Origin of the sequence: Ekhidna sp., assembly GCF_040223195.1 — a bacterium.
Classification (GTDB): domain Bacteria; phylum Bacteroidota; class Bacteroidia; order Cytophagales; family Cyclobacteriaceae; genus Ekhidna.
This window is the reverse complement of the sequence record NZ_JAVKDX010000004.1, coordinates 72,385-97,813: the sequence shown is the minus strand read 5'-3', so window position 1 is coordinate 97,813 and position 25,429 is coordinate 72,385. Positions and strand designations below refer to the sequence as shown.

The 25,429-nt window shown below is 42.6% G+C and carries 24 protein-coding genes; 7 read left to right on the top strand and 17 right to left on the bottom strand.

Annotation, left to right across the window (positions count from 1 at the left end; all coding sequences use genetic code 11):
* Positions 1–62 precede the first annotated feature (62 nt).
* Genes glmS through RLN88_RS01260 form a run of 3 tightly spaced genes read right to left on the bottom strand, consistent with a single transcriptional unit; the run spans position 63 to position 4,082 of the window.
* A complete protein-coding gene (gene glmS / locus RLN88_RS01270; protein WP_350219563.1) occupies positions 63–1,901 on the bottom strand; it encodes a glutamine--fructose-6-phosphate transaminase (isomerizing) in 1,839 nt (612 codons plus the stop codon).
* A 5-nt stretch (positions 1,902–1,906) separates the two neighbouring features.
* A complete protein-coding gene (locus RLN88_RS01265) occupies positions 1,907–3,289 on the bottom strand; it encodes a hypothetical protein (RefSeq protein WP_350219562.1) in 1,383 nt (460 codons plus the stop codon).
* On the bottom strand, positions 3,273–4,082 hold the full coding sequence (locus tag RLN88_RS01260; RefSeq protein ID WP_350219561.1) for a glycogen/starch synthase: 810 nt from the start codon (positions 4,080–4,082) through the stop codon (positions 3,273–3,275). The genes RLN88_RS01265 and RLN88_RS01260 overlap by 17 nt, the downstream gene beginning before the upstream one ends.
* 114 nt (positions 4,083–4,196) lie before the next feature.
* Here RLN88_RS01260 and panC point away from each other — a divergent pair, with 114 nt between their 5' ends.
* From panC to RLN88_RS01230, 6 genes are all read left to right on the top strand, one after another.
* Positions 4,197–5,048, top strand: a complete 852-nt coding sequence (gene panC / locus RLN88_RS01255) for a pantoate--beta-alanine ligase (RefSeq protein ID WP_350219560.1) — start codon at positions 4,197–4,199, stop codon at positions 5,046–5,048.
* An 8-nt stretch (positions 5,049–5,056) separates the two neighbouring features.
* Complete coding sequence (panD, locus tag RLN88_RS01250) at positions 5,057–5,407, top strand: aspartate 1-decarboxylase (RefSeq protein WP_350219559.1); 351 nt, start codon at positions 5,057–5,059, stop codon at positions 5,405–5,407.
* A gap of 4 nt (positions 5,408–5,411) precedes the next feature.
* Positions 5,412–6,398, top strand: coding sequence for a lysylphosphatidylglycerol synthase transmembrane domain-containing protein (locus RLN88_RS01245; RefSeq protein WP_350219558.1), 987 nt, complete (start codon positions 5,412–5,414; stop codon positions 6,396–6,398).
* A 92-nt stretch (positions 6,399–6,490) separates the two neighbouring features.
* On the top strand, positions 6,491–7,183 hold the full coding sequence (locus RLN88_RS01240) for a zinc metallopeptidase (RefSeq protein WP_350219557.1): 693 nt from the start codon (positions 6,491–6,493) through the stop codon (positions 7,181–7,183).
* A gap of 124 nt (positions 7,184–7,307) precedes the next feature.
* Complete coding sequence (locus tag RLN88_RS01235) at positions 7,308–8,447, top strand: acyl-CoA dehydrogenase (RefSeq protein WP_350219556.1); 1,140 nt, start codon at positions 7,308–7,310, stop codon at positions 8,445–8,447.
* A gap of 114 nt (positions 8,448–8,561) precedes the next feature.
* Positions 8,562–9,476, top strand: coding sequence for an AraC family transcriptional regulator (locus RLN88_RS01230; protein ID WP_350219555.1), 915 nt, complete (start codon positions 8,562–8,564; stop codon positions 9,474–9,476).
* On the opposite strand, the gene RLN88_RS01225 is transcribed toward RLN88_RS01230, so the two are convergent.
* The 4 genes from RLN88_RS01225 to RLN88_RS01210 are packed head-to-tail and all read right to left on the bottom strand — an operon-like array spanning position 9,473 to position 13,090.
* A complete protein-coding gene (locus tag RLN88_RS01225; RefSeq protein ID WP_350219554.1) occupies positions 9,473–9,838 on the bottom strand; it encodes a hypothetical protein in 366 nt (121 codons plus the stop codon). The two genes, RLN88_RS01230 and RLN88_RS01225, sit on opposite strands and share 4 nt — an antisense overlap.
* On the bottom strand, positions 9,816–10,175 hold the full coding sequence (locus RLN88_RS01220; protein WP_350219553.1) for a phage holin family protein: 360 nt from the start codon (positions 10,173–10,175) through the stop codon (positions 9,816–9,818). Before RLN88_RS01220 ends, RLN88_RS01225 begins: the two co-directional genes overlap by 23 nt.
* Positions 10,176–10,199: 24 nt before the next feature.
* Entirely contained in the window at positions 10,200–11,375 is a 1,176-nt protein-coding gene (locus tag RLN88_RS01215) for a Na/Pi symporter (RefSeq protein ID WP_350219552.1), read from the bottom strand.
* The gene (locus RLN88_RS01210; RefSeq protein WP_350219551.1) at positions 11,372–13,090 is read right to left on the bottom strand and encodes a Na/Pi cotransporter family protein; all 1,719 of its coding nucleotides are present in this window, start codon (positions 13,088–13,090) and stop codon (positions 11,372–11,374) included. Before RLN88_RS01210 ends, RLN88_RS01215 begins: the two co-directional genes overlap by 4 nt.
* Positions 13,091–13,355: 265 nt before the next feature.
* On the opposite strand from RLN88_RS01210, the gene RLN88_RS01205 reads away from it, so the two are divergent.
* The gene (locus RLN88_RS01205) at positions 13,356–14,486 is read left to right on the top strand and encodes a porin (RefSeq protein WP_350219550.1); all 1,131 of its coding nucleotides are present in this window, start codon (positions 13,356–13,358) and stop codon (positions 14,484–14,486) included.
* Here the strand turns inward: RLN88_RS01205 and RLN88_RS01200 are convergent, their stop codons facing one another.
* From RLN88_RS01200 to trmD, 10 genes are all read right to left on the bottom strand, one after another.
* A complete protein-coding gene (locus RLN88_RS01200; protein ID WP_350219549.1) occupies positions 14,487–15,677 on the bottom strand; it encodes a M20 metallopeptidase family protein in 1,191 nt (396 codons plus the stop codon).
* Positions 15,670–16,167: an SPOR domain-containing protein gene (locus RLN88_RS01195; RefSeq protein ID WP_350219548.1), complete on the bottom strand. Its 498-nt coding sequence runs from the start codon at positions 16,165–16,167 to the stop codon at positions 15,670–15,672. The genes RLN88_RS01200 and RLN88_RS01195 overlap by 8 nt, the downstream gene beginning before the upstream one ends.
* Positions 16,149–19,502, bottom strand: coding sequence for a preprotein translocase subunit SecA (gene secA / locus RLN88_RS01190; RefSeq protein WP_350219547.1), 3,354 nt, complete (start codon positions 19,500–19,502; stop codon positions 16,149–16,151). The genes RLN88_RS01195 and secA overlap by 19 nt, the downstream gene beginning before the upstream one ends.
* Before the next feature lie 110 nt (positions 19,503–19,612).
* The gene (dapF, locus tag RLN88_RS01185; RefSeq protein ID WP_350219546.1) at positions 19,613–20,383 is read right to left on the bottom strand and encodes a diaminopimelate epimerase; all 771 of its coding nucleotides are present in this window, start codon (positions 20,381–20,383) and stop codon (positions 19,613–19,615) included.
* 63 nt (positions 20,384–20,446) lie between these two features.
* Complete coding sequence (gene rplS, locus RLN88_RS01180; protein ID WP_350219545.1) at positions 20,447–20,812, bottom strand: 50S ribosomal protein L19; 366 nt, start codon at positions 20,810–20,812, stop codon at positions 20,447–20,449.
* Between the two features lie 75 nt (positions 20,813–20,887).
* Positions 20,888–21,508, bottom strand: a complete 621-nt coding sequence (locus tag RLN88_RS01175; protein ID WP_350219544.1) for a response regulator transcription factor — start codon at positions 21,506–21,508, stop codon at positions 20,888–20,890.
* Positions 21,505–23,070: a sensor histidine kinase gene (locus tag RLN88_RS01170; protein ID WP_350219543.1), complete on the bottom strand. Its 1,566-nt coding sequence runs from the start codon at positions 23,068–23,070 to the stop codon at positions 21,505–21,507. The genes RLN88_RS01175 and RLN88_RS01170 overlap by 4 nt, the downstream gene beginning before the upstream one ends.
* A gap of 61 nt (positions 23,071–23,131) precedes the next feature.
* Positions 23,132–23,677 carry a hypothetical protein gene (locus RLN88_RS01165; RefSeq protein ID WP_350219542.1) on the bottom strand — a complete coding sequence of 182 codons (546 nt, stop codon included), beginning with the start codon at positions 23,675–23,677 and terminating at the stop codon, positions 23,132–23,134.
* A 139-nt stretch (positions 23,678–23,816) separates the two neighbouring features.
* Positions 23,817–24,671, bottom strand: a complete 855-nt coding sequence (locus RLN88_RS01160; protein ID WP_350219541.1) for a hypothetical protein — start codon at positions 24,669–24,671, stop codon at positions 23,817–23,819.
* 81 nt (positions 24,672–24,752) lie between these two features.
* Positions 24,753–25,427, bottom strand: coding sequence for a tRNA (guanosine(37)-N1)-methyltransferase TrmD (gene trmD, locus RLN88_RS01155; RefSeq protein ID WP_350219540.1), 675 nt, complete (start codon positions 25,425–25,427; stop codon positions 24,753–24,755).
* Positions 25,428–25,429: the final 2 nt, after the last annotated feature.

Sequence of the window (25,429 nt, the reverse complement as noted above, 5' to 3'; positions counted from 1 at the left end):
ACTTTTTTGGTCACGTTCAAACTTTTTTGATTGATGCCACATGCTCATTTCATGTTTTTAAATTATTCTACAGTCACAGATTTAGCCAGATTTCTCGGTTGATCCACATTAGCACCTCGCATTACCGCAATGTGATAGCTAAGTAGTTGAAGCGGGATTACTGACACAAGAGGCATAAGTGATTCGTGGGTAGATGGCACTTCAATGGTAAAGTCTGCCATTCCTGGTATCAGTGCATCACCTTCCGTTACGATTGCAATGATCACGCCCTTTCTGGCTTTGACTTCCTGAATGTTTGACACGATTTTGTCGTAGCTGCTGTCGCGCGTGGCAATTACTACCACAGGCATGTTTTCGTCTATGAGGGCAATGGGCCCATGCTTCATTTCTGCCGCAGGATAGCCTTCTGCGTGGATATAGGAAATCTCTTTAAGCTTAAGTGCGCCTTCCAGGGCTACAGGAAAATTATAACCTCTTCCCAGATAAAGGAAGTTGCTGGCGCTCTTGAACATATCGGAAATTTCCTCAATCTGATCATTCGACTCCAGTGCTTTTCCGACCTTGTCAGGAATTAGACTCAACTCAGTTAATAGCTCTCTGTACTTGCTTTCAGTTATCGTGCCTTTGTTATTGGCCGCCCGGAGAGCAATCATGTACAGGACGGTCAATTGTGCGGTGAATGCTTTTGTGGAGGCAACACCGATTTCCGGACCAGCATGAAGATAAGCACCTTCATGAGATGCCCTGGAGATGGAAGATCCAACCGTGTTCACTACACCAAGCACTATGGCTCCCTTACTTTTCGCCAGCTCAATCGCAGCTAAGGTATCGGCGGTTTCCCCGGATTGAGAAATGGCAATAACAATATCCCCCTCCTTTATCACCGGATTTCGGTACCTGAATTCAGATGCGTATTCTACCTCAACAGGGATTCTGCACAGATCTTCAAAAACATACTCAGCCACCAGGCCGGCATGCCAGGATGTGCCACAGGCAATGATGATGATTCGCTCGGCATTTTCCAGAGCCTTTGAGTAATTTCGAATACCTCCCAATACTAATTCTCCTCTATCCGCATTGAGCCTGCCACGCATGCAATCGGCAATGGAAATAGGCTGCTCAAAGATTTCTTTGTACATGAAATGTTCATGTCCGCCTTTTTCGATTGCCTCGAGTTCTAACTCTAGCGTATGAATGTAAGGGGTTTGGGGAACGTCCTTGATATCCTTAATGGAATACTCATTATCTTCTATCACTACAATCTCTTCATCCTTAAGATAGATTACCTCGTTGGTATGTTCGATGATTGGAGTGGCATCAGATGCAAGGAAAAATTCATTTTCACCAAGGCCAAGTACAAGTGGACTGCCTTTTCTGGCAGCTACCAATTTATTGGGATTCTCTTTCGAAATGATGGCTATTGCATAGGCGCCTACCACCTTGGAAAGTGCAATTCGAAGTGCTTCTTCCAATGGGAGATCCTCCTTCTTTTTTATATCCTCTATGAAATTGACGAATACTTCCGTATCTGTTTCACTCTTGAAAGTATATCCCCGGTTTTCTAAATCTGCTTTGAGGGTTCCATAATTCTCGATGATTCCATTGTGGATCAGAGCTAGCTCGCCACTATTGGAAACATGCGGGTGGGCATTAACATCATTTGGTTCGCCATGGGTTGCCCATCTGGTATGACCAATGCCTATTTTGCTGGTAAAAGATTGATTGGATATTAGCTGCTCTAGGTCCAGCACCTTGCCTTGTTTCTTGTGGATGGACAATCCTCCATTTTCAATAAGTGCAATTCCGGCACTATCATATCCACGATATTCCAGTCTTTTCAGTCCATTGATAAGGATTGGATAGGCGGGTTTAGACCCTAAATAACCGACAATTCCACACATAATAGTTACTGATCTACTTCGGTGTAATAGAGCCTAAGTTTGATACCGTCTTTTTTGAAGATTGTTCGCTGCAAAGTGACATCAATTGGGCTTATGAGTACGAGATATTCGACAGGTCGGACACTTCCGTTAGTTGGGTTGATGAAGATTAGGCTATCAATATATTGGCGATAAAGCTGCTGATAAAACAAGGTAGAACTTAAGAGCAATTCATTTTTTTCGTTATTAAAACTACTAGCTGCAGGATTCGAATTCAAGTTTAAGTACCCATTGTCTGACATTACAATATTACCAAATGGATTTGCTTGAATAGCGGATCCGAAAAAACTATTGTCTGACTTTCTAAAGTAGTTTAGGAAGATCTCCAATGTATCACGATTTTCATCCGCTTCAAATTTCAAAGCCAGAGAAGCATTATTTATCAGAATGTTTTCATTCTGATCAAAAAAATCTTTTAAGGGCGCAAGTGAAAACGCAGTAGAGAGACCCATAAGCGGATCAATAATAGTTTTACCAGATGGCAGATCAAAGTTTTGTTTTTCGCTAATTCCACTAAACTCTGATTCGGACAAATTTCGATCGATGTGGGAATAATTTTTCCCAATTGGCTCAAAGGAAGTTATATAGGTAGTATCTTTTGATTCCTGGCTTATTGGCGATGAATATAGGAATATTCTTAAAGTATCACTTGAAAGATCTACAGATGAGATGGTTTTGGAATCATTGTTCGGAATTAAGCCGAGCGGCTTGAATAAATAGGAATCGATTGATTGACCAACATCTCCCGCAATGTTGCTTATTTGGAAAAAGAAGGACTTAGCGTATGATGAATCCAGTTTTATTCGATAAACTGAGTCATCTTTTGGGCTTATTGTAGTTGAAAACTCACCAATTTTTAAATCCAAATCTTGTTTATTATTTGATAAATACACGAGGTTATTATCTAAATTATTTTTAAGCTGGAAAACCTCAAAACTTTGCTCTGTTGGCAATGATGGTATCAATGACCCGACTTTGATTACTAATACTAAAGAGTCCAATTTTAGTGTATCTACAGGATTCTGATTTGAGCTTGAAGACTTAGCTCTAGGTAGGGGGCCGCTCTCATATGAATAATTAAAATATCCTTCTGCACTTACCGACCCTGTTAAAGAATCTGAATATTTCCCAACTAGTATTTGGCCTTCCCCATCAGTTTTTAAACTATCTATATAAATATTAGTTGCAGGCAAGGTAAACTCCACAAATTTGACACCCGCCTCTGAACCCAAATCATATTTTATTCCCAAATCCGATTGTGTTTCACAGCCGAAAAAAACCGGGATCAACATCATTAATCCCGGTTTCAATAGGTTCTTTATTGAGAATTTTTTAGCCAATAAGCTCATTGTATAGATTGTAGTAAGACTCTTCAAAATTTTCATCCTTCTCTATCGTATCTGTCTTTTTGTCTCCAAATTCAGCGATTAGTTTCTTGAAACTATCTGTATTTTCCTCATTTGCATTGATCACGGCATCCGCATATTGCATACCAAGCTTCACGAAACCGTCATAATCCGCAGTTTTCAAGGGATCCAACATTTGATCGTCAATATCAATCATTTTCACCTTCTCCAAGAGGTCATCACCAAACTTGTGAGCAAACCTATTATTATAAATGGTGAAAACAGTTTTCGAATCCTTATAGATTGGATCATTTTTATACGTGGTTTTCGTGTAAAGAGGTATGAGGCTTGTCATCCAATCATTACAGTGAATGATATCCGGAGACCATCCCAATTTCTTCACGGTTTCTAAAACGCCCTTGCAGAAGAAAATTGCCCGCTCGTCATTATCCTCAAAGAAATTGTCTTCCTTATCAAAAAATACTGACTTTCGGTAAAAATAATCCTCGTTATCTATGAAGTACACCTGAAGCTTGGCATTCGGAATTGAAGCTACTTTGATTACAAGTGGTTTTTCCTCATCCCCAACGGCAATGTTAATCCCCGATAGTCTCACTACTTCATGCAAACGATTCTTTCTCTCGTTGATCAGTCCAAATCTTGGTACCAAAATCCTGATTTCCATTCCTCTTTCCTGCATAGCCTGAGGCAGCCTTCTCACAAACTCCGCCACTTCTGTGGTTTTGAGAAATGGGTTGATCTCACTTGCCACATAGAGGATTCTAATGTTTTCCATACTTGCTTTTGATTAATTTCTTTGATAGGACCTTAAAAATGAGCACAAATTTACCATTTTTTTCATTTATTATCAACGCTTTCAATAAGTTAGCCAGTTAAAACCTGTTAATCTATGCGCATAATAAGCGCCCTAAATGAGCTTTCCCAAGCGGTTTTAAAATTCAAAAAGGATGGGCAAACAATCGGATTTGTGCCAACCATGGGTGCGCTTCATGAAGGCCATCTGGCCTTGGCAAAAGAGTCTCAAAGTCACAATAACGTGACTGTAGTAAGCATTTTTGTGAACCCGCTTCAATTCAACAACTCTGACGATCTGGCCAAGTATCCCCGAGTGATTGAGGAGGATATCAAATTGCTTGAGACTAAAAATGTAGATGTGGTTTTTATTCCTTCAGAATCTGATTTATATCCTTCTAAACCACAGGTTACAATTGATTTTGGTGAGCTTTCAAAAACACTGGAGGGTCAATATAGGAGCGGTCATTTTGAAGGTGTGGGGATAGTTGTGAGCAAGCTCTTACACCTTGTACAACCGGACAGAGCGTATTTTGGCATGAAGGATCTTCAGCAATATTTGCTCATAAAAAAAATGTGTCAGGATCTCAATTTTCAATGTGAGATAATTGGCGTGGAGACTGTGAGAGAATCCTCTGGTTTGGCCCTCTCGTCCAGAAACAGAAGACTCTCCGAAAAGGGCCTAAAAGAGGCACAAATAATTTCTCAAGGGCTTACTAAGATTAAAAGTGGTATTGAAAAAGGAGAATCTCTCGAAGGGTTGGTGAAAGAAGTGAAGGGACTTTATCAGTCTTCACAAGGTTTTAAGCTCGAATACCTGGAAGCTGTTAACCCCCTGGATCTCTCCCCAATCACCACTCATGTGGGGTTGGATGAACTTGCAGTATGTGTTGCTGGTTATGTAGAGGGCGTAAGACTAATTGATAATTTATATTTGCGCCTCAAATAGTAGGGGGCATGTATATAGAGGTTCTTAAATCTAAGATTCACAGGGTTAAAATCACTGAAGCGGAGTTGCATTATGTGGGTTCCATCACTATTGACGAGGATTTGATGGATGCGGCTAATTTGGTGGAAAACGAGAAGGTGCAAATCGTAAATATCAATAATGGTGAGCGGCTGGAGACCTATGTGATCAAAGGTGTGAGAGGGTCTGGCCAGGTATGCCTCAATGGCCCTGCTGCAAGGAAAGCCCAGGTGGGAGATATCGTTATAATCATTTCCTACTGCTCTATTGATCATGCGGAAGCCAAGGCTCATAAACCGGTGGTAATATTTCCGGACGAAAAGAACAAGCTTAGTTCTTAAGATAATGTCCAAAATACTTATTTCATCTCTTAAAATCTTGATCAGTGTTGGTCTGGCAGGGGGATTGATGTATCTGGTTTTTAGGAATGTGGAATGGGTAGAATTCTGGGAGCGGGCAAAGACAGTAGACTACACTTGGGTAATTGCTTCAATTCTTCTTTCGATAGTCGCTTATGTGGCTCGGGCGTACCGTTGGAATATTCTTCTGGAACCTCTGGGGTATAACTTAAAAACATCACGAACCCTCCTGGCTGTTTCGATAGGATACCTGGCAAACCTTGCATTGCCCAGACTTGGGGAAATAACACGCTGCGGCGTACTCCATAGAAATGATAAGGTGGCAGTGCCAGCTGCGCTAGGTAGTGTGGTCACAGAGCGAATCATCGATGTGATTACCTTGCTTTTGCTGATCCTGGTGAGCTTAGTTGTGGAGTCAGGCCGGCTTCTTAATTTTCTAAAAACTGCCTACAAGGATTTGAATATTCCGGTGTTTGCACTGGTAATTGTGGCCCTGGTTGGCCTGTCAGGGATAATTATCCTGATTCTTTTTGTCAGAAATCAGGATAAACTCAAAGGAAAATTTGCTGAACTTATTAAAGGGTTTGTGGCCGGATTTTTATCCTTAAAAGATATCAAACGACCAATAGGTTTTTTTGTGTCAACGATCATATTGTGGGTTGTTTATTACCTCATGTCCTACATAATTATCTTTTCGCTACCTGAAACCAATCACTTAGGTCTGGGGGTTGGCTTCATGCTTTTAATAACAGGCGGTATTGCACTTTCGCTCCCTGTTCAAAGTGGATTTGGAACCTATCATGGAATGATAGCCGGGATGCTTCTGCTCTATTCTGTAGAGGAGACCACAGGGATTTTCCTTGCCACATTGCTACATACATCCCAGATCATTGCCATTGCAATATTTGGAGGCGTAGCATTGATTATTTCATTAATCATCCAAAGAAAACCAGCAGCCAAACCGACAAATTGACAGGTAGGAATTTTGGCTCGAAAATGGTATAACTTCGGACGGAAATTGATCGTATTTGATTCAATTGAATGTAAAAATAAAGGACAAGAAATATGTTGCTAGTAATAATTGTTGTGTTCATGATCGCGAGTTGGGCGGTTAGTTCACGATTGAAAAACAAATTCAAAAAATACTCTCAGGTTTCACTGGGATCTGGGCTATCAGGTCGGGAGATTGCCGAATTGATGCTTAGGGACAATGGCATCTATGATGTGACCGTCACATCCGTTCAGGGAAAATTGACAGACCATTACAACCCAATGAACAAGACTGTAAACCTAAGCCCTGACGTGTACAGCGGACGATCTGCTGCCGCTGCTGCTGTAGCAGCTCACGAATGCGGTCACGCAGTGCAGCACGCCAAAGCATATAGCTGGCTTGAGTTCAGGTCTGCAATGGTGCCTGTCCAAAATGTGAGTGCAAGGGTTATCAATATCGTTTTCATGGCGATGTTTTTTGGTGCTTTTGCACTTCCTGGGATTATCAATCCACAGCTTGCGCTAATGGTCATCATAGGATGTTACAGTATTTTCACATTGTTTGCTTTTGTGACATTGCCAGTAGAATATGATGCCAGCAACAGAGCACTTGCGTGGATTAAGGACAGAAATATTGTGGATGACAGAGAGCATGCCATGGCAAAAGACGCGTTGAATGCAGCAGCTTCTACCTATTTGGTTGCCGCCCTTGGTGCACTAGCCACATTGCTCTATTATGTGATGATTTTTTTAGGAAGCAGAGACTAATTTTTACCTGAAAAAAATTTCAATTTGAGCCCCAAACATTGGGGCTTTTTTATTGGTTGATAGTCTGCATGCATAACAATGAATATATTTGCGGCCGATTCTTTAACCATAATCCTAACGATAGATGAATTTCAACTTTACCGAGGAGCAATTAGCAGTGCGAGATGCGGCAAGAGATTTTGCCCAAAAGGAGCTTTTACCTGGCGTAATTGAACGCGATGAAAAGCAGCAATTTCCGGCTGAGCAGATTAAGCAACTTGGTGAGCTGGGCTTTATGGGTATGATGGTGGATCCAAAATATGGTGGAAGTGGGATGGACACTGTGTCTTATGTGCTGGCCATGGAGGAAATATCCAAAGTGGATGCTTCCACTTCGGTATGTATGTCAGTCAATAATTCATTGGTCTGCTGGGGTCTGGAGAAGTACGGCACAGAAGAGCAGAAGGAGAAATATTTGAAACCGCTCGCAAGCGGACAAAAAATTGGAGCTTTCTGCCTGTCAGAGCCAGAGGCAGGATCGGATGCCACTTCACAGCGCACTACCGCAGAGGATAAGGGTGATTACTACCTGCTTAATGGCACCAAAAACTGGATCACCAATGGTAATTCAGCTTCATACTACATTGTGATGGCGCAAACTGATCCGGAGAAAAAGCACAAGGGAATTAATGCCTTGATTGTGGAGAAAGACATGGAGGGATTTGTGGTCGGGAAAAAGGAGGATAAGCTGGGTATCAGAGGCAGTGATACACATTCTTTAATGTTTCAGGATGTGAAGGTGCCTAAGGAAAATCGTATTGGACAAGATGGATTCGGGTTCTCTTTCGCGATGAATGTATTGAACGGAGGCCGAATCGGAATTGCCTCTCAAGCCCTTGGCATTGCCTCCGGAGCTTTTGAGCTGGCACTTAAATATTCCCAGGAAAGAAAAGCTTTCGGTGTGGAAATCTCAAAGCATCAGGCCATCCAATTTAAGCTTGCGGATATGGCTACTCAGATTGAAGCCGCCAGGTTGCTATGCCTGCAGGCTGCTCAAAAAAAGGATGCCGGTGAGGACTTCTCCAAAGAAGGAGCCATGGCAAAGCTATTTGCTTCCGAAGTGGCGATGAAGCAAACTGTAGAAGCTGTGCAAATCCACGGAGGTTATGGATTTGTAAAAGAATATCACGTGGAGAGAATGATGCGGGATGCGAAGATTACCCAAATATATGAGGGTACTTCCGAAATTCAGCGAATCGTTATTTCGCGTAGTTTATTGAAATAGTTCAATAGGCAAAGTACTACCCACCCTTCGTTTATTAGGTTTTGAGGATGAATATTATTAGATTCGTCCTATTATTTTACTATTTATTGCTAGATTAACCAGCTTTATTTATAAATGGAGGACTACAATAAGATTATTGAATCGCTAGAAATCAGATTCGTCAAGGCTAAAAATATTAATATTTTGAAGCCGGTGACGATCGATAACAACTACGAGGTTGAAAATTATTTGATTCTAGTTACTGGTGGGGAAATAAAGTTTGGTAAGGAAAAGGAGGTGGCATCAGAAGGTGATGTAATCTTTGTTCCCGGTGGCCGCCCAATTTCCATGAGCTACGGAGCTGGCACTCCCACTATTCTTTCAAAAGATGATTTTCTTACGAATAAGGATCAATTTCTAAAATCTTTCAATGAGCACTCAATCAGCGACGAGCATTATAGCTATGTAGCTTTTGATGCCAAGGCTTTCGATTCTGTCAACTTCTTTTCGTCGCTGGACATACCTCCATTTAAAATTGAGGAAAACTATAAACTGGCTGGATTGATCAAGCAAATCAACGATGAGGTGAAGGCAAGCATGCCAGGTAGAGACCGAATTGTGAAGGTGCTCACTGAGAATATGACCATTGAGCTGATTCGCTATATTTTGAATAATAGCCTGTTTGTGGAAAAGCTTGCTACGAATAGCACTTACTTCAAAGACCCTCGTTTGATAGATATTTTCACATTCATCAAAGAGAACCTTTCTGACGATCTTTCGAACAAAGTTCTGGCCAATGTGGCCAATGTTTCCGAAGATTATGTAGGCCAGTATTTCAAGATGCTAACCGGTATTAATCCTCAAGACTATATTGAATATCAGCGGATGGAAGCTGCTGTGAACCTGCTGCGCACCAGCAAAAAGAGCATCCGGGACATTGGCAAGGAAGTAGGGTATAAGGATACAGCCTATTTCTGTCGCAGGTTTAAGATGATGTTTGGAATTCCGGCGGGTAAGATGAGAAGGCGGGAATCGCTGATGAACGTCTAATCCTCTTCGCTCTCTTCCAGCTCTTTTTTCTTTTTTGGCTCTTCCTCCCCATCCAGAAGCCCATCCAGTATTTTTCCAATATACGGAAGGATAAAGGCAGTGACTTTGGAGGAGATTCCATCTGAATCCCTTTTCCTCTTCTTCTTTGGTCGATCTTCTTCTTCCTCTTCTTCCTCCCGAAAAATCATGTTGAAAATCCAATAGCCAAGCAGTGCCACTCCACCTGCAATTAGGGCTATTTTCCCTATACGCATGGCTTTATCTTTCATCTCATCCGAGTCATTATCGAGCTGAAGTTTGATTTTTTCCTCTCTCTCAGAGAGTGCTTTGACCCTGTTTTCAATCGTTTCTTTCTTGCTCATATCTGGCTTCTTCAAGTTTTACTATTGCGGCCTCAATCCATTTTTGAAGCTTTCGGGTTTTTACCAATAATACCACTAAAATAATCACAAGAAGGTATGCTCCGGCAATGATGAGATACCCTAAATATGTACTTTCCAAACCAATATTTATCATCTCTGCAAAGGCAAAGCTCAAAAACAGCAGGAAGAACAATGAGAACATCCCAAGCATGGAAATGGCGATCACCCCGGAGAGCATTCGTGCCACTCTGGAAATAATCTTGAGCTTGATTTGCTCGGTTTTTACCTCAATAAACTCTATGATGTTGTCGATGACCTTTCTTGCAGAAGATGCCATATTTGCTTGTGTTTATTCACAAAGCTAATCTTCTACGGTCACTTCTGTAGAATCCGCCGGTTTTTCGGCCACTTGAGAAAAATAAATCAACGTGAAAGGCAGCAGGAAGAATGCAATCAGGATGTATGCAAAACCTACCAATCTCACTTTCATGGTAATACGACCCATTTGCTTGGCCAGGTATATTGGTACCTGAGATACGTAAGGGATCAGGAAGAAAACGATGACACCAGTCAGGTTGAACAACAGGTGTACGAGTGCCAGGCTAATAGCGGCCTCTGACTGAAAAATTGCAGCCAGCAGCGCAGTGATCGTGGTGCCAATATTGGCTCCCATGATAAACTGAAATGCCTTCTTAATTTTCACTTTTCCTGTGGCAACAAGGGGCACAATCAAAGAAGTGGTGAGCGAGCTGGATTGTGCCACAGAGGTAATCACAAGTCCCCAGGTAAATGCCCTGAATTTATTTTTAAAAACTACTTTTTCAAACTGGTCTTTTGTTTTTCCAATGAGGATTTTGTACAGCCATTTGGAAATAAACTTAATGCATGAAAAAAGCAATACAATACCAAGTAATAGCGAGACGATGGGGCCAAATGTGCTAACGATCCACTCTGTGCAGGTTTCAAAAATTGAGGTAAATCCATAGCCGCCAGTTCCGTCCAAGCCAGATTTTCCACTGATGTGAATTGAAGTAGAAATAAATAAGCTGAATCTTTCCAGAAATCGGTAATTGACCTCTAATGGGAACAGCAGAAGCACCGTGAGTATATTGAAGAAGTCGTGAGAAGTACCAGCTGCCACGGCCTTTCTGAATTCTTTCTGCTTTGAGATGTAGCTCATCGAGATGATGGTACTTGTAATGGTAGTGCCAATATTGGCACCCAAAACAATTGGTATTGCATTGTGCAGACTAATTGCACCGGAAGCCACAGCGGCTACCGTAATTGAGGTAGTGGTGGAGCTGCTTTGAAGCAGAGCAGTTGAAAGCAGTCCGATGAATAGTCCGATGAATGGATTGGCTGTGACGGCAGTGATGCTATCGGCCATCCCTCCTGTGAGTTCACTTATAGAAAGCCCCATCAATTCTATAGACATCAAGAATAGTAGAATTGCAGTGACAATAACCACTGTTCGGGACAATATGGATTGATAATTATGTTTGTCCATGTCAGTCGACAGGAGAAGATTGTTTATCATTCAGCGTCTAGTTCGTCTTTCAATATCCTCTCTTTCTCGCCCGTCATGGCTTCAGATACGTTGATAGCATGGTCACCTACTTTTTCACATAGGTGGAAAAGATCTTTATACCATCCATCTCTTTGTGGATCGAATTTGTCCTTTTTGATATCCTTGGTGAGCTCTTTTCTCAACGAGTTTCTCAAGCTATCTATTTGCTCCTCTACAATCATTGCAGGCTCAAGTGATTTGTGAGATGAAGTGGAATCAAGATTTTCTACCATAATCTGGAGCGCTTGATCAACCAGATCCATCATTTCAAGCAAACTATTTACTTGTTTGCTTTTGAATTTCTTATCACTCTTAAGAATTCGCTCTACGTCTCTGGACATTTGGAAGAACAAATCTCCAATTCTTTCCAAGTCGTTAACCGCACTAAACAAACTGGTGACTTTTATTGTACTTGCATTGCTAAGTGTTCCATCAGAAGAAACTTTCATTAGGTACTCGGTGATTTCATGCTCCATGCGGTCAGTCATGATCTCATAGTCACGAATTTTCTTTAGGAGTTTCTTTTGTTTCTTGGGCTTATCCTCTTCAATGAGGTTGCGGAATTGCTTAGACATTTTCTGGGTCATGGTGCCCATCCTTACTGTTTCCTTTCTGGCCTCTTCAATGGAAAGCTCTGAGGTATTCATCATGCCGGTACTGATGTACTCCAACTGGAATTCATCGTCTCCGGTCGACTTGATTACCTTGGTTACGGTTTGTGCAATGAAATTGACGAACCACACTAGAAGTAGGGTATTGATGATATTAAATCCGGAGTGGAAAATGGAAAGTGCAATAGGGATGCTGGTAGCTGTGACAAATGGGGATGCTGATCCGGAAGAGACCAAATACCAATCAACAAGACTAAGCGCTGGTCTGATTAGGATAAGTATCCAGATCACGCCAAAGATGTTAAAAATGAAATGGGAAAGAGCGGCACGTTTTGCATGTACATTTCCCACGAGGGCCGCAAGGTTAGCAGTGATTGTGGTTCCAATATTCTCTCCCAAAACCATTGCGGCAGCAAGTTCGAATGGAATCCAACCATTATTGGCCATTACCAAAGTCAATGCCATGGCTGCACTAGAAGACTGAACAATTACGGTGATACCAGTACCAATCAGTACGAAAAGAAGAATAGAGAAGTATCCCAGGTCAGTATACCTGCTAAGGAATTCCAGAATTTCCGGGTTAGATTTTAAATCAGGCACTGAGTCTTTTAGAAGTGCCAGACCCATAAAAAGTAAAGCGAACCCTACCAGTACTTCTCCCCAAAATTTCAACCGATCCCTATTGAAAAACATTAACGGGAAACCAAATGCAATAATAGGAAGCGCATAGCTGGCAATTTTCACTTTAAACCCAACAATTGAAATGAGCCAAGCCGTAATTGTAGTGCCTATGTTGGCACCCATAATCACCCCGATAGATTCGGTGAGGGAGAGAAGGCCTGCGTTTACAAAACTTACCACAAGCACCGTGGTAGCAGAGGAAGATTGGACTAAGCTGGTGATGGTAAAACCAGTGAAAACACCCTTGAACCGATTGGATGTCATGGAGCTTAAGATATTTCTCATTTTAGCTCCTGCCACCTTCTGGATACCCTCACTCATCACCTTCATTCCATATATGAAGAATCCTAGCGCCCCTAAAAGATTAAGGAATTCGAAAAGTCCGTATTGCATTGATCTTTAGTTAATTGTGCTGCAAAGGTATTCGTACAATGTTTTGTGTATGTTAAGAAATTGTGTACTCTGGGTGTTGATTTGGACAAGCATTGAGGGCTAGGAAGGAAGGGATTGCCAGCCATCTCTTTGTTAATCCAGTGTTAACAATTTAACATTGGGTAAATATTTTGTTAACATTAAGATTCTAACATTGCGGCTTAATTGAAAATTCCATTAAGAAATCATGAATTTTTCTAAACACGTAGTTTTTCTAGTGTTTTTAATGGCCCTAGGAGCCACCGCTCAGAATGAAACTTCAAGCTCATGGGGCCAGAGACTTGCCTTTGTAGCTAAGGACTCCACCTTCTATTTTAAGTTCGGTTTTAGGTTCCAAACGCTCTATGATGGTAGATACAATCTTGATTCTGATGTATATGAGGATGCTATGCTGGTTAGAAGGACTCGTTTGAAGTTTGATGGATGGGCCATAGATCCCAGAGTCGTTTATAAACTTGAGTTAGCCGTTTCTAACCGGGATCAAAGTAGCGGGCATAATGATGAATCAAGTAACACAGCGAATATCGTTTTGGATGCGGTAGTGAAGTGGAATTTTGCCGAAAATTGGCATGTGTGGTGGGGACAGACCAAGCTGCCGGGCAATAGGGAACGTGTGATTTCATCACAGGATTTACAGTTTGTAGATCGAAGTTTGGTTAATGCCCGGTTTAATCTGGATAGGGATGTTGGAGTCCAGCTTAGGCATAAAAGTGCCAATGATAAATTCAGACAAATACTGGCAATATCAATGGGGCAGGGGAGAAATGTGACTGACAGGAACCCATCTGAAGGTTATGAGGTAACGGGTAGATTGGAATTCCTCCCAATGGGCGGCTTTACCGCCAAGGGGGATTACTTTGGCTCAGATCTGGAAAGGGAGTCAATACCAAAATTATCAATAGGCATCACTGGGGATTTAAATACAAATGCTGTCCGGTCACGCGGGAATCTTGGTAATTTTGTGACTTTTTCTAATACGGATGATGCATATCTCCCTACGGATTTAAGGTCCTTAATAGCTGACATGATGTTTAAATACAATGGAATTTCAGCCATGTCGGAATTCATAAAGAGGACAGCAGGAAACAATGAGGGTAGATATGGAACAGGTTCTGGTTTTGTTTTTCAAATGGGCTACTTGTTTCCTTCCAATTGGGAAGTGGCGGGAAGGTTTACAGAAATCCATGCTGATGATACACATACGGTTTTTCCAGATCAAAGAGAGTTTACCCTCGGAATCTCAAGATATATCTCCGGGCATGACTTAAAATTCCAGAGCGATATCAGCTTTCAAACATTTCCGGGGCAAACCACCGAATACGTGATTTTTCGGTTCCAGACAGAAGTTGCTCTCTAGCTAGCTGTTCAGCTCGTGAATGGCGAGGTAAGACATCAATCCCATGCCTGTCTTGAGGGCATTTTCATCAATGTTGAAAGTAGGGGTGTGGACGCCTGATACAATTCCTTTTGATTCATTCCTGGTGCCCAATCGGTAAAAGCAGCCGGGTACTTCATGTGTGTAAAAGGCAAAATCCTCAGCAGCCATCCAGAGGTCAAGCTCCACCACATTTTCCTCGCCCAGGTAGGCTTTCGCTGCTTCCATGTTTCGAAGGGTGTATTCCTCATCATTTACAAGGAAAGGGTAGCCTGCGGAAATATCCACTTCGCATGTAGCACCCATGGAAGATGCGATGGAGGTAGAAATATCTTTGATTTTTTGAAGGGCTTGCTTTCTCCATTCCTCATCAAAAGTCCTGAATGTCCCATCAATTTTCACCTCATCTGGGATTACGTTATTCACATTTCCCCCTGCTATTTTCCCGAATGAAAGCACCGATGGAATTTTTGGATTTGCCATCCGGCTGACCACCTGCTGAAGGGAAACAATGATCTGACTGGCAATGGCAATGGGGTCAATGAAGGTTTCAGGCATTGCAGCATGACCACCTTTGCCTTTCACGGTGAGGTAAATTTCATCTGCACTTGCCATGTATTTCCCTGGTCGAAATCCAACCTTTCCTTCAGGTATCAGCGGCATCACATGCTGGCCTAGGATTTTCTCCGGAATGGGATTTTGCAGGATGCCCTCTTTGATTAGAATCGAAGCTCCTCCGGGGGATTTTTCCTCTGCAGGCTGGAATATAAACTTGATGGTTCCCTTGAAATGATCTGTGAGCTGAGACAAAATTTTGGCCACTCCAAGTAGACTGGAAGTGTGTACGTCATGACCGCAGGCATGCATCACCCCTACATTTTTTGATTTGTAAGGCACATCATTAGCCTCAGTGATGGGGAGGGCATCAATGTCGGCCCTTAGCGCGATGGTTTTTCCCTTTCCTTTCCCCTCCAGGCAAAAGGTGACGCCTGTCTCGGCAATGCGCTTAACATTGGACACACCAAATTCTTTTAGTTTTTCCTCGATGAATTTTGCAGTATTGTACTCTTCAAAGGAGAGTTCCGGATTGGCATGGATGTGCCGCCTTATCGCCAGAATATCTTCGAAATGGGCATCAGACAGTGACTTTATTTTTCCGATCAGGTCACTCATACTTTTGCAGGAATCGCTCCGGGATCAATAGTGCCGTGGGAAAATCCTTCTTTACTTGTTCATATATTCGGTGTGCCTTCAATCGGTCGGTAAATCGGCCGGCCTTTACCCGGAATGTGGGCTGATGATAGGAAACTTTCGGATCCAGCTCAGGGAATAACTCATTCATTTTGTAACGGGCATTGTTTGCATCATCGCGGCTACTGCCGGAATACACCTGAATCACATATCCTTCTACATATTTGCCAGCTCTATTTTCCTCATAGGCCACCCGGCCAATGCTGTCCAGCTCCTGCCGGATATGTCCGCTCAGCGGGGTATAGGCCTCCGTTTTTACCTCATCTTTCGAGTCTTCATCCACTTTTTCTTCTGCCACAATTACCGGACGATGGATACTCAAGTCCTCGGAGTATGAGCTTGTAGTGGAGGTGGGGGTGCTGGCTTTGCACGCCCCAAGCAGGATCAATATAGCTAGTCGATAAGTACGCATTTATTGTTTTTAAGGTCGTCTTCTACGGTTTTGTATTTCACATCCTTTTTCACAGATCCATCTGCATACTGCACATTCACGCGCTGATTTCTACTGGCGATTTTTTGAGACTGTACCGGCTGAGTTTGCTGCTGCACCGGTGGCCTATTGCCACCCTGAGGCCCTGCCAGCGCCGATCTGCTCTCTTCTTTTTGCTCCTTGTAGTTTCTGGCTGTGCGTTGCTTCTGGGCAGCTTGCACGTCATCAGCCTGCTCTACTGGGATTTCCGCTTTCATCAGGAATGAGATGGTTTCCTCATTCACTTTGCCAATGAACCGTTTGAACATTTCGAATCCTTCAAACTTGTAGATCAACAGCGGATCTTTTTGCTCGTACTGTGCATTTCTTACACTCTGGCGAAGGTCATCCATGTCTCTTAGGTGCTCCTTCCAAAGCAGGTCAATGGTCGCGAGGGCAATCATTTTTTCCATTTCCAGAATTACTTCCTGCCCCTCTGTTTCCACGGCTTTTGCCAGGTTTACCGAAGTGCCTATTTGCTTTTTCCCATCAGTGAATGGTACCAGCACGTTTTCCAAAGTAGCTCCTCTGGTTAGCTTCAGCTGCTTTAGGATTGGTAGTGCCTTGTCTTTGATGAGCTGGTTTTTCTGCTGGTAGCTTTCCAATGCCTGGCCATAGAGTTTATTCACCAGTGTATTTTCATCGCCTTTCTCAAGTTCCTCTTTCGTGATGTTGAAATCGAGCCCCAGGATGGAAATAGCGTTCAATTTCAGACTGTCAAGGTCATTGGTGCCCTTGGCGTTGAAGATGATGTCCTCGCATGTTTCCAACAGCATGTTCAGGATGTCGAGCTCCAGCCTTTCTCCATAAAGTGCATTTCTTCGTCGCTTGTAAATCACCTCCCGCTGACTATTCATTACATCGTCATACTCCAGGAGATTTTTTCTGATTGCGAAGTTGTTTTCTTCTACTTTTCGCTGAGCACGCTCGATGGATTTGGTGATCATGGAGTGCTGGATCACTTCCCCTTCCTGTAGCCCCAGACGGTCCATAATTTTCGCCACCCTATCTGACATGAAGAGTCGCATCAGGTTATCTTCCAATGAAACGTAGAATTGAGAAGACCCGGGATCTCCCTGACGTCCAGAACGGCCTCTAAGCTGTCTGTCTACCCGACGGGATTCATGTCTTTCCGTACCGATGATCGCCAGACCTCCCGCTTCTTTTACCTCAGGGGTAAGTTTAATATCTGTACCTCTACCGGCCATGTTGGTAGCGATTGTCACTGCTCCTGGCTTACCTGCCTCGGCCACAACATCCGCTTCTTTCGCATGCTGCTTAGCGTTCAAAACCTGATGTTTGATACTTCGCATCTGTAACATTCGGCTCAGAAGCTCTGAAATTTCCACGGATGTAGTACCCACAAGAACGGGTCTACCAGCCTGAGTTAGCTCAACAACCTCTTCTGCCACCGCGTTGAATTTTTCACGAATGGTTTTGTAGACCTTATCGTTTTCATCTTTTCTGGAAATAGGCTTGTTTGTGGGAATTACCACCACATCTAGCTTGTAAATATCCCAGAATTCCCCTGCTTCCGTTTCAGCTGTTCCGGTCATACCGGCAAGCTTATGGTACATTCGGAAGTAATTCTGAAGTGTGATTGTAGCGTAGGTCTGTGTGGCATCTTCAACCTTCACGTTTTCTTTCGCCTCAATTGCCTGGTGCAATCCGTCTGAGTATCTACGACCTTCCATGATACGCCCAGTCTGCTCATCCACAATTTTCACTTTGCCATCCATCACCACATACTCCGTATCTTTTTCATACATGCAGTACGCCTTCAGTAGCTGATTCACAGAGTGAATTCGCTGACCTTTTATATTGTAATCCCGAATGATGCCCTCTTTTTTCTGAAGCTTGTCATTTTCGGAAAGTGCTTCATCTTTTTCCAGTTTGGCGATTTCGTCCCCAATGTCAGGAAGAATAAAGAATGTTGCGTCTTCGCCCTCTCCTGTGATTAGGTCAATACCTTTTTCCGTCAGGTCAATGCTGTTGATTTTTTCATCTATGGTGAAATAAAGCGGCTCATCCGCCTCCGGCATTCGTTTCTGGTTGTCCGCCAGATAAATATTTTCCGTTTTTTGAAGGATCTGCTTGATCCCGGTCTCACTCATAAACTTGATGAGTGGCTTATTTTTCGGGAGACCTCTAAAGGCTCTGAAAAGCGGAAGGCCTGCTTCTGCTTCGTTTCCTTCCTTGATCAATCTTTTTGCTTCATTCAGGTAATCACTAACCAATTTTCTCTGGGCATCTACCAATCGCTGGATACGAGGTTTCAGGTCATAAAATTCGTGCTCGTCTCCTCTTGGAATAGGACCTGAGATGATCAACGGCGTACGGGCATCATCAATCAATACGGAATCGACCTCATCCACCATGGCGTAGTGGTGCTTTTTCTGCACCAGCTCTTCCGGGCTTCTTGACATGTTGTCCCTGAGGTAATCAAATCCAAACTCATTGTTGGTGCCATAGGTGATATCTGCCATGTAGGCATTTCTTCGCTGTGGCGAGTTAGGATGATGATTATCTATGCAGTCGATGGTTAATCCATGGAATTCGAAGAGCGGCGCATTCCATTCTGCATCCCGCTTTGCCAGGTAGTCGTTTACTGTTACAATGTGCACACCTCTTTCGGCAAGGGCATTCAGATAAGCTGGGAGTGTGGCAACCAATGTTTTACCCTCACCAGTCTGCATCTCGGCAATTTTTCCCTGATGAAGTACCACCCCTCCAATCAGCTGCACATCGTAATGCACCATGTTCCATAGCACTTCATTTCCTGCGGCTTTCCACCGGTTTTTCCAGGTAGCTATTTCACCATTTATTTCTACGTTTTCCTTTTTCGCTGCTAGCTCCTTGTCGTATAGGGTGGCCTGCACGACCAGTTTTTCGTTTTCAGCCAATCTTCGTGCCGTTTCCTTCACTACTGCAAATCCCACAGGAAGGATATCGATCAATACTTTTTCCAGTTCCTCATCCCGGTCACTTTCCAGCTTATCAATCTGACTAAATATTTCTTCTTTCTGGTGAACATCCAGTGACCTGTCCCCATCTACTTGCTTATGAAGTGCTTCGATCTGATCGTCGATTTCCTTCAACCGATCTTTGATGATGGACTTGAGTTCAGTGGTTTTACCTCTCAGTTCATCATCGGTGATATTTCTTAGTTTTTCAAACTCAGCATTGATCAGTCCAACATAGGGGGTGAGTTCCTTTAGATCTTTCTCTGTCTTTGTGCCAAAAATTTTGGCAAATCCCTTCGTAATCGAGTTTAGCATTGAAAATTTTATTTAAAGGCATATCCATCAATAAGTCTATGCCATCAAGTTTCGTAAAAATTTCGCCTTTTATAAGGCCTTAAAGTTATAATGGTTTAGTGTAAGAGCGATTAGATTGTGATACTTCCTTCGAAGACTTTTTCTGCCGGGCCTGCGAGCCAGATATCGGAAAAATGATTGCCGTCCCACTTAAATGAAACGCTCAGTTCTCCACCCAGTGTCTGGATTTTAACGGGGCTTTGGTATCCCAACTTGCCCGCCATCAAACCCACGGCTGTTGCGCCAGTGCCGCAGCTCAGTGTTTCATCTTCCACGCCTCTTTCATACGTCCTTATTTTCACCCTGTCCTGCAAAAGCTGTGCAAAGTTGACATTTGTGCCATTTTGTCCTGAATAGGTAGGGGAGTTGCGAATTTTTCTTCCCTCGGCCACTATATCGATTTTGGAGTCTTTGGAAATAATGACAATATGATGAGGCGAACCTGTGTGGATGAACCATTCTTGCTCATTTAACTGATCAACTTTGTCTACATCAAAAAGCTGAAAATGGATCGCTCCATTTTCCTGCCTGATTTTATGAATGCCATCGGTTGTTTCAAAAGAGGCCTCATTCTTAGCAATACCTAATGCCTGAGCAAATGCAAAACCACAACGGGAACCATTGCCGCATAAGCTCTGTGAGCCGTCCGAATTGAAATAGACCATGCGATAGTCGAGCGCAGGATGATTCTGAATGAGGATGAGCCCATCCGCTCCAATGCCAAATCTCCGATCGCAGAGCTTTTGGATCAGTGCGATTTCCTGGGGGAAATCTTCGGATCTGTCATCTATCAGGATGAAATCATTTCCGGTTCCTTGATATTTGGAGAAAGACAGCTTCATTGAAGCTAAGTTAACAGGTAGGAGGGCAAAAAAAATCCCAACACTTGGTCGGGATTTTCAATTTTATTTTTTTGTAAGCTTTTCCTTGATTCGAGCAGCCTTTCCTTTTCTTCCTCTCAAGTAATAAAGTTTGGCTCTTCTTACTTTTCCCCGTCTAAGCACTTCGATTTTCTCGAGATTAGGAGTGAGGATAGGGAAGATTCGTTCTACAGCGATATCTCCGGAAACCTTTCTTACCGTGAAGGTTTCACCGTTTGTGTTTTTGTTGTTGATAGACATTACAGTTCCCTGGAACTGCTGCACACGCTCCTTATTACCCTCTTTAATCTTGTAGTGAACGTTGATGGTGTCACCAGGGCCAAATGAAGGATGCTGAGATCTTACGCCTTTATATTCTTCCGCTACGATATTCAATAATTCTGTGCTCATTTCTGTACTCTTCGCTGAGTGTTTTGAAAAAGGAGTGCAAATATAGAAATAAGTATTGGAAAAAAAGATATTGAGTTAAATAATTCCATTGTTCAGTGCGTACTGGATAAGCTCGGAACTGCTGTGCAGACTTAGCTTTCTTAGAATGTTCTTTCTATGGGTTTTTACGGTGTGCTCTGAGATAAAAAGTGTTTCTGAAATTTGTGAGCTGGTGAGCCCATCACCCAGTTTGCGTATGATTTCTATCTCTCTTTCACTCAGTGAAAGTTCCTTATGATCATTAGCATCGTCTTTGTTAAAATGCTGTATCTGGTCATAATATGATTTGCCGCTATGAACCCTGGCAATCGCATCTGAAAGCTCCTTACCAGTGTTGTTTTTAAGTAGACATCCATCTATCCCGATCTTGATTATTTCTTCCACAAAGGACTTCTGGGCATACATAGTCAGGATGATGACTTTGATTTTTGGATGGGTAGACTTAATTTTTTTAGCGCACTTTATCCCATCCATTTCTGGCATGTTGATATCCAGCACTACAACATCAACGTGTCTATGATTAAGAAAATCCAGTACTTCCAGCCCATTTCCTGCTTCTCCCACCACCTCGAAATCTTCCCTAGAGCTAAGCACAAGTTTCAGTCCGTCAATAACGATCTGGTGGTCGTCAGCGATTAGAATTTTTACCGTGCTCATAGTTGTGCTATTTCAATGATAAAAGTGCTGCCCTTGCCGGGAGATGAGTCTATGGTTAGCTCTCCGTCCAATTTTTGTACCCGATTTTCGATATTTTTTAAGCCCATTCCTCTCATTATTTCATCCTTATTAAACCCTATGCCATTGTCTTCAAAAATCAGATTGAGCGATCCACTGACATGGGTGAGTTCAAGATGCACTTTAGTGGCTTTGGAGTGCTTCAAAGTATTGTTTATGAGCTCCTGGATGATTCGATAAATTTCAAGTGAAAATTCTGAGCCAAGTGTATCCTCAAGTTGGATGGATAAATGGAATATGAGATTGCGGGCTGAAGAAACTGCCTCCGTAAGCTGCTTGATGGTTGCTTCCAAGCCAAAGTGTTTGATCAAGCCCGAGTCCAGACTATGAGAAATTTTTCTGGTCTCATCATTGGCCAGCTTGGCCGTTTCTCCAATTTTCTCTGCCAACCCTTTCATTTCCTCCGGTTTTCGATCCTGAAGGGCATCAGCGTACATGTTGAGGGTCACCAGTATGCTCCCGAGATTATCATGCAGCTCGGCTGCTATACGTTTGCGTTCACGATCCTGTCCTTCGAGAAGGGCATAGGCGGTTTTCATTTCCTGCTCCTGGAGGAGGCCTTGGATTTGTTTTTCGGAGGCTATTTTTAGTCGTTTTCTTCTTTGGGTCAGAAACAGGTAAATGGCAATGGCGGTGATTGTGAGGAAAAGTGCGAAGAGGGATAGGAGCAATAGCTGCCTCTTATTTTGCGCTATTTCTGCTTGCTTAAATGCATTATCACGTTCTATTTCTGCTGTTTTGAATTTGGTTTCGAGTTCGAGGATTTTTTCTTTGTCGCTCTGGTGAAATAAATCATGACCAATTGAATCGTAACTAAAGAAATAGCTGGATGAAGCTCTGAAATTATCCAGGTAATAGTATTCGATAGCCATTTGTCTGGTTGCTCTGGAAAGGCCCTCTGTAGAGTTTGTTAGATGACTTATATATCGCGAACTATCAAGGTATACGAGTGCTTTTTCGTGTAAGCCTGATTTCGAAAGGGCCATTCCTAGATTGAAAAAGGTTTCCATCATAAAAATACTGTCTTTTGATTTTGCCTGGTTAAATAGGGCTTTTTTGAAAGAAGAGTATGCATCGTTTATCATGGCTTTTCCTGACTGGATTAATCCAAGGTTGCTATAAACACCTGATAGATTTGATGTGTCGCCCTCGATTTCAAGCAATGGGATTGATAAGGAATAATAGTGTAAAGCCTTATCTAAACTATCCAAAGAATGATATGCCGCCCCTAAACCAAGCAAGGCTTTACTAATAAGCGAATTATTGGCTTGCTCTTGTCCCAATTCAAATGCCAGCTTATAGTATTTGAGACCAGCATCTATCGAATTTCCAATGCAGTGAGCGGTGCCCAACCTAATATAGATTTTGCCAATGACGTCAGTGTTTTCCTTAAATTCATCTGCCATTCCATAAAGAACTGAAATGGCAGAATCATACTCTCCTTGTTGCAGTATTTCCTTAACTGCCTCAAGTTGTTTTTCCACAGGCTCTTGACAAATTAGGAGATTGGTTGAGATCAATAGAGAAATAATTAAGATTGTTCTCCTAATCATCATCATCATTATTGTCGGGAAAGTGAATTATACCCTGATGAAGGGAATGACCTTCCAAGCTATTTAGAAAATGTGATTTAATCTTTTCAGCCTCATTTGACTTGAATACATCAATCGAGAGATCGTCAAAATCTCCAGTGATAATAATTGTGTGAAACCTTACTTCCTTTCTGTTGAAGATTGATCCGAAAACCCTATAGTTATTATTGATTCTTTCAAGCTGATTCCATTCGATTTTTTTTCCTTCCAGGATAATTGGTTCTGGCTTTTCGTCATATACGTATGCAATTTTCCTAACGTTGGAGCGATCAACATAAGCGTAGAATATTTTTCTATCAACTTCTTCCATGATGAACTTAACACCATAAGCATCTTTGTACACGCCATCCTCAAGAACATGGGTTGTAGACGCATGGGGATAGTCATCAATTATTGCGCTCCTTCTTGAGACTGGGTGATCATGTGATCCTTGCGGAATGCTTTCATTGGCTTGCTGACAAGAAACTAGAAGGATGATTAAAACGATATAATTTTTCATGATAATATTTTTTAGTTGAAAGGTACGATTTTCACTAAAGATGAAAACTTTCAGTATAAGATGAAATACCCACCCAGAGGTATTTATAACAAAAAACCCTCCGAGGAGGGTCTTTTTGAAGGGATTAAATACTAATTTCTTATTCTGGGCAACTTACATTTAAATCCCACGCTGTACCTCCTCCTATGCATCCACTCATGTAGATGGTGACTGTTCTTGCCACCGAAGGATCATAATTTACATCAATAGTCCCAACTCCACTCACATACCCGTTTTGTCCATCCCCACAGCTGCTTACTGGTGGGAAGGAAGCACTACTTATGCTGGATCCTGATCCTCCAATCCACTGGTCATTGTAGAAAACATCAACCCTATCCTGGACTGAATACATATCATAAGTAATGGTGGATGTTCCTGCAGTCTCCCCAAGATCATATGTAGCAATAGTAAGCCCATCACTTCCACTTGTGAAGGCAGGGCATTCCTGAATTGGCCCAACGGTCACGCATGTCTGTAGTAGATTACTCACCTGTCCACTATTGTCATAAATGCAGTAAGTGAGGCAAAAATCCCCATTTTGTACCCCTGCCGGAATGCCAACGGGGATCACAAGTAGCCCGTCTTGTGCAGAGTTACCATCAGCTATATCAAAATAGCTGGACGCACCATTAACCTGAACATAGCATCCTCCATATCCCTGTGCCGACTCAAAATTGAATGGCAAATACAAGGTATTGTCAGCAACAACCGTTGCAGAAGTCTGATTGTTTGATACTGTTGGAGCACCTGGTGCTGTACTTGGTGCCGGCGGCTGGCCGCTCACACTTTGGCTGCCCGGGATTAGAAGTACCCCTGAAAGTGCATCAGCATCTGATGGATCTACATCTATAGGAGCTGGATCATCTCCGCCACCCCCGCAACTAACAATTAAAATGATGGTTGAAAGAGTAAGTAGTAAACTCAGTAATTTGGTTGATTTGTAAAGTGTCTTCATGGCTTTTTCTTTCAAAGGGAGTCAAAAAACCAAACACTTGAAATACCTACTTAGGGGTATATTAAGATCCTATTTGACGGATTATTGAAGTAAATCCGGACGTCTTTTTTTTGTGCGCTCCAAGGCCTGCTCGTTTCTCCAGGCTTCTATCTTGGCCTCATGTCCTGAGGTAAGAATTTCCGGTACCTTCCAGCCTTTGTATTCAGCAGGCCGAGTGTACACCGGAGGGGCAAGGAGGTTGTCCTGAAAGGAATCGGAAAGGGCGGAGGTCTCATCATTGAGAACTCCTGGAACGAGCCTGATGAGGGAATCGGCGAGTACCATGGCGGCAAGCTCTCCCCCGGAGAGTACATAATCGCCAATGCTGATTTCCCGTGTGATCAAGTGATCTCTTACCCGCTGATCTACGCCTTTATAATGCCCGCACAGGAAAATAAAATTCTCTTTTAATGATAATTGATTGGCTATTCCCTGATTGTATGTTTCACCGTCTGGAGTCAGGTAGATGATTTCATCATAACTCCTTTTCTCTGTTAAGGCTGAGATACACTTATCGATGGGCTCAATCATCAGCACCATTCCAGCTCCACCACCAAAGGCATAGTCGTCTACGTGCAGATGCTTGTTGGTGGCATAATCTCTAAGGTTGTGGATTTCTAATTCCACCAGACCTTTGTCAATAGATCTTTTAACGATACTCTGGGTCAATGGACCCTCGAAAAGATCAGGCAAGCAGGTAATGATGTCGATCCTCATAC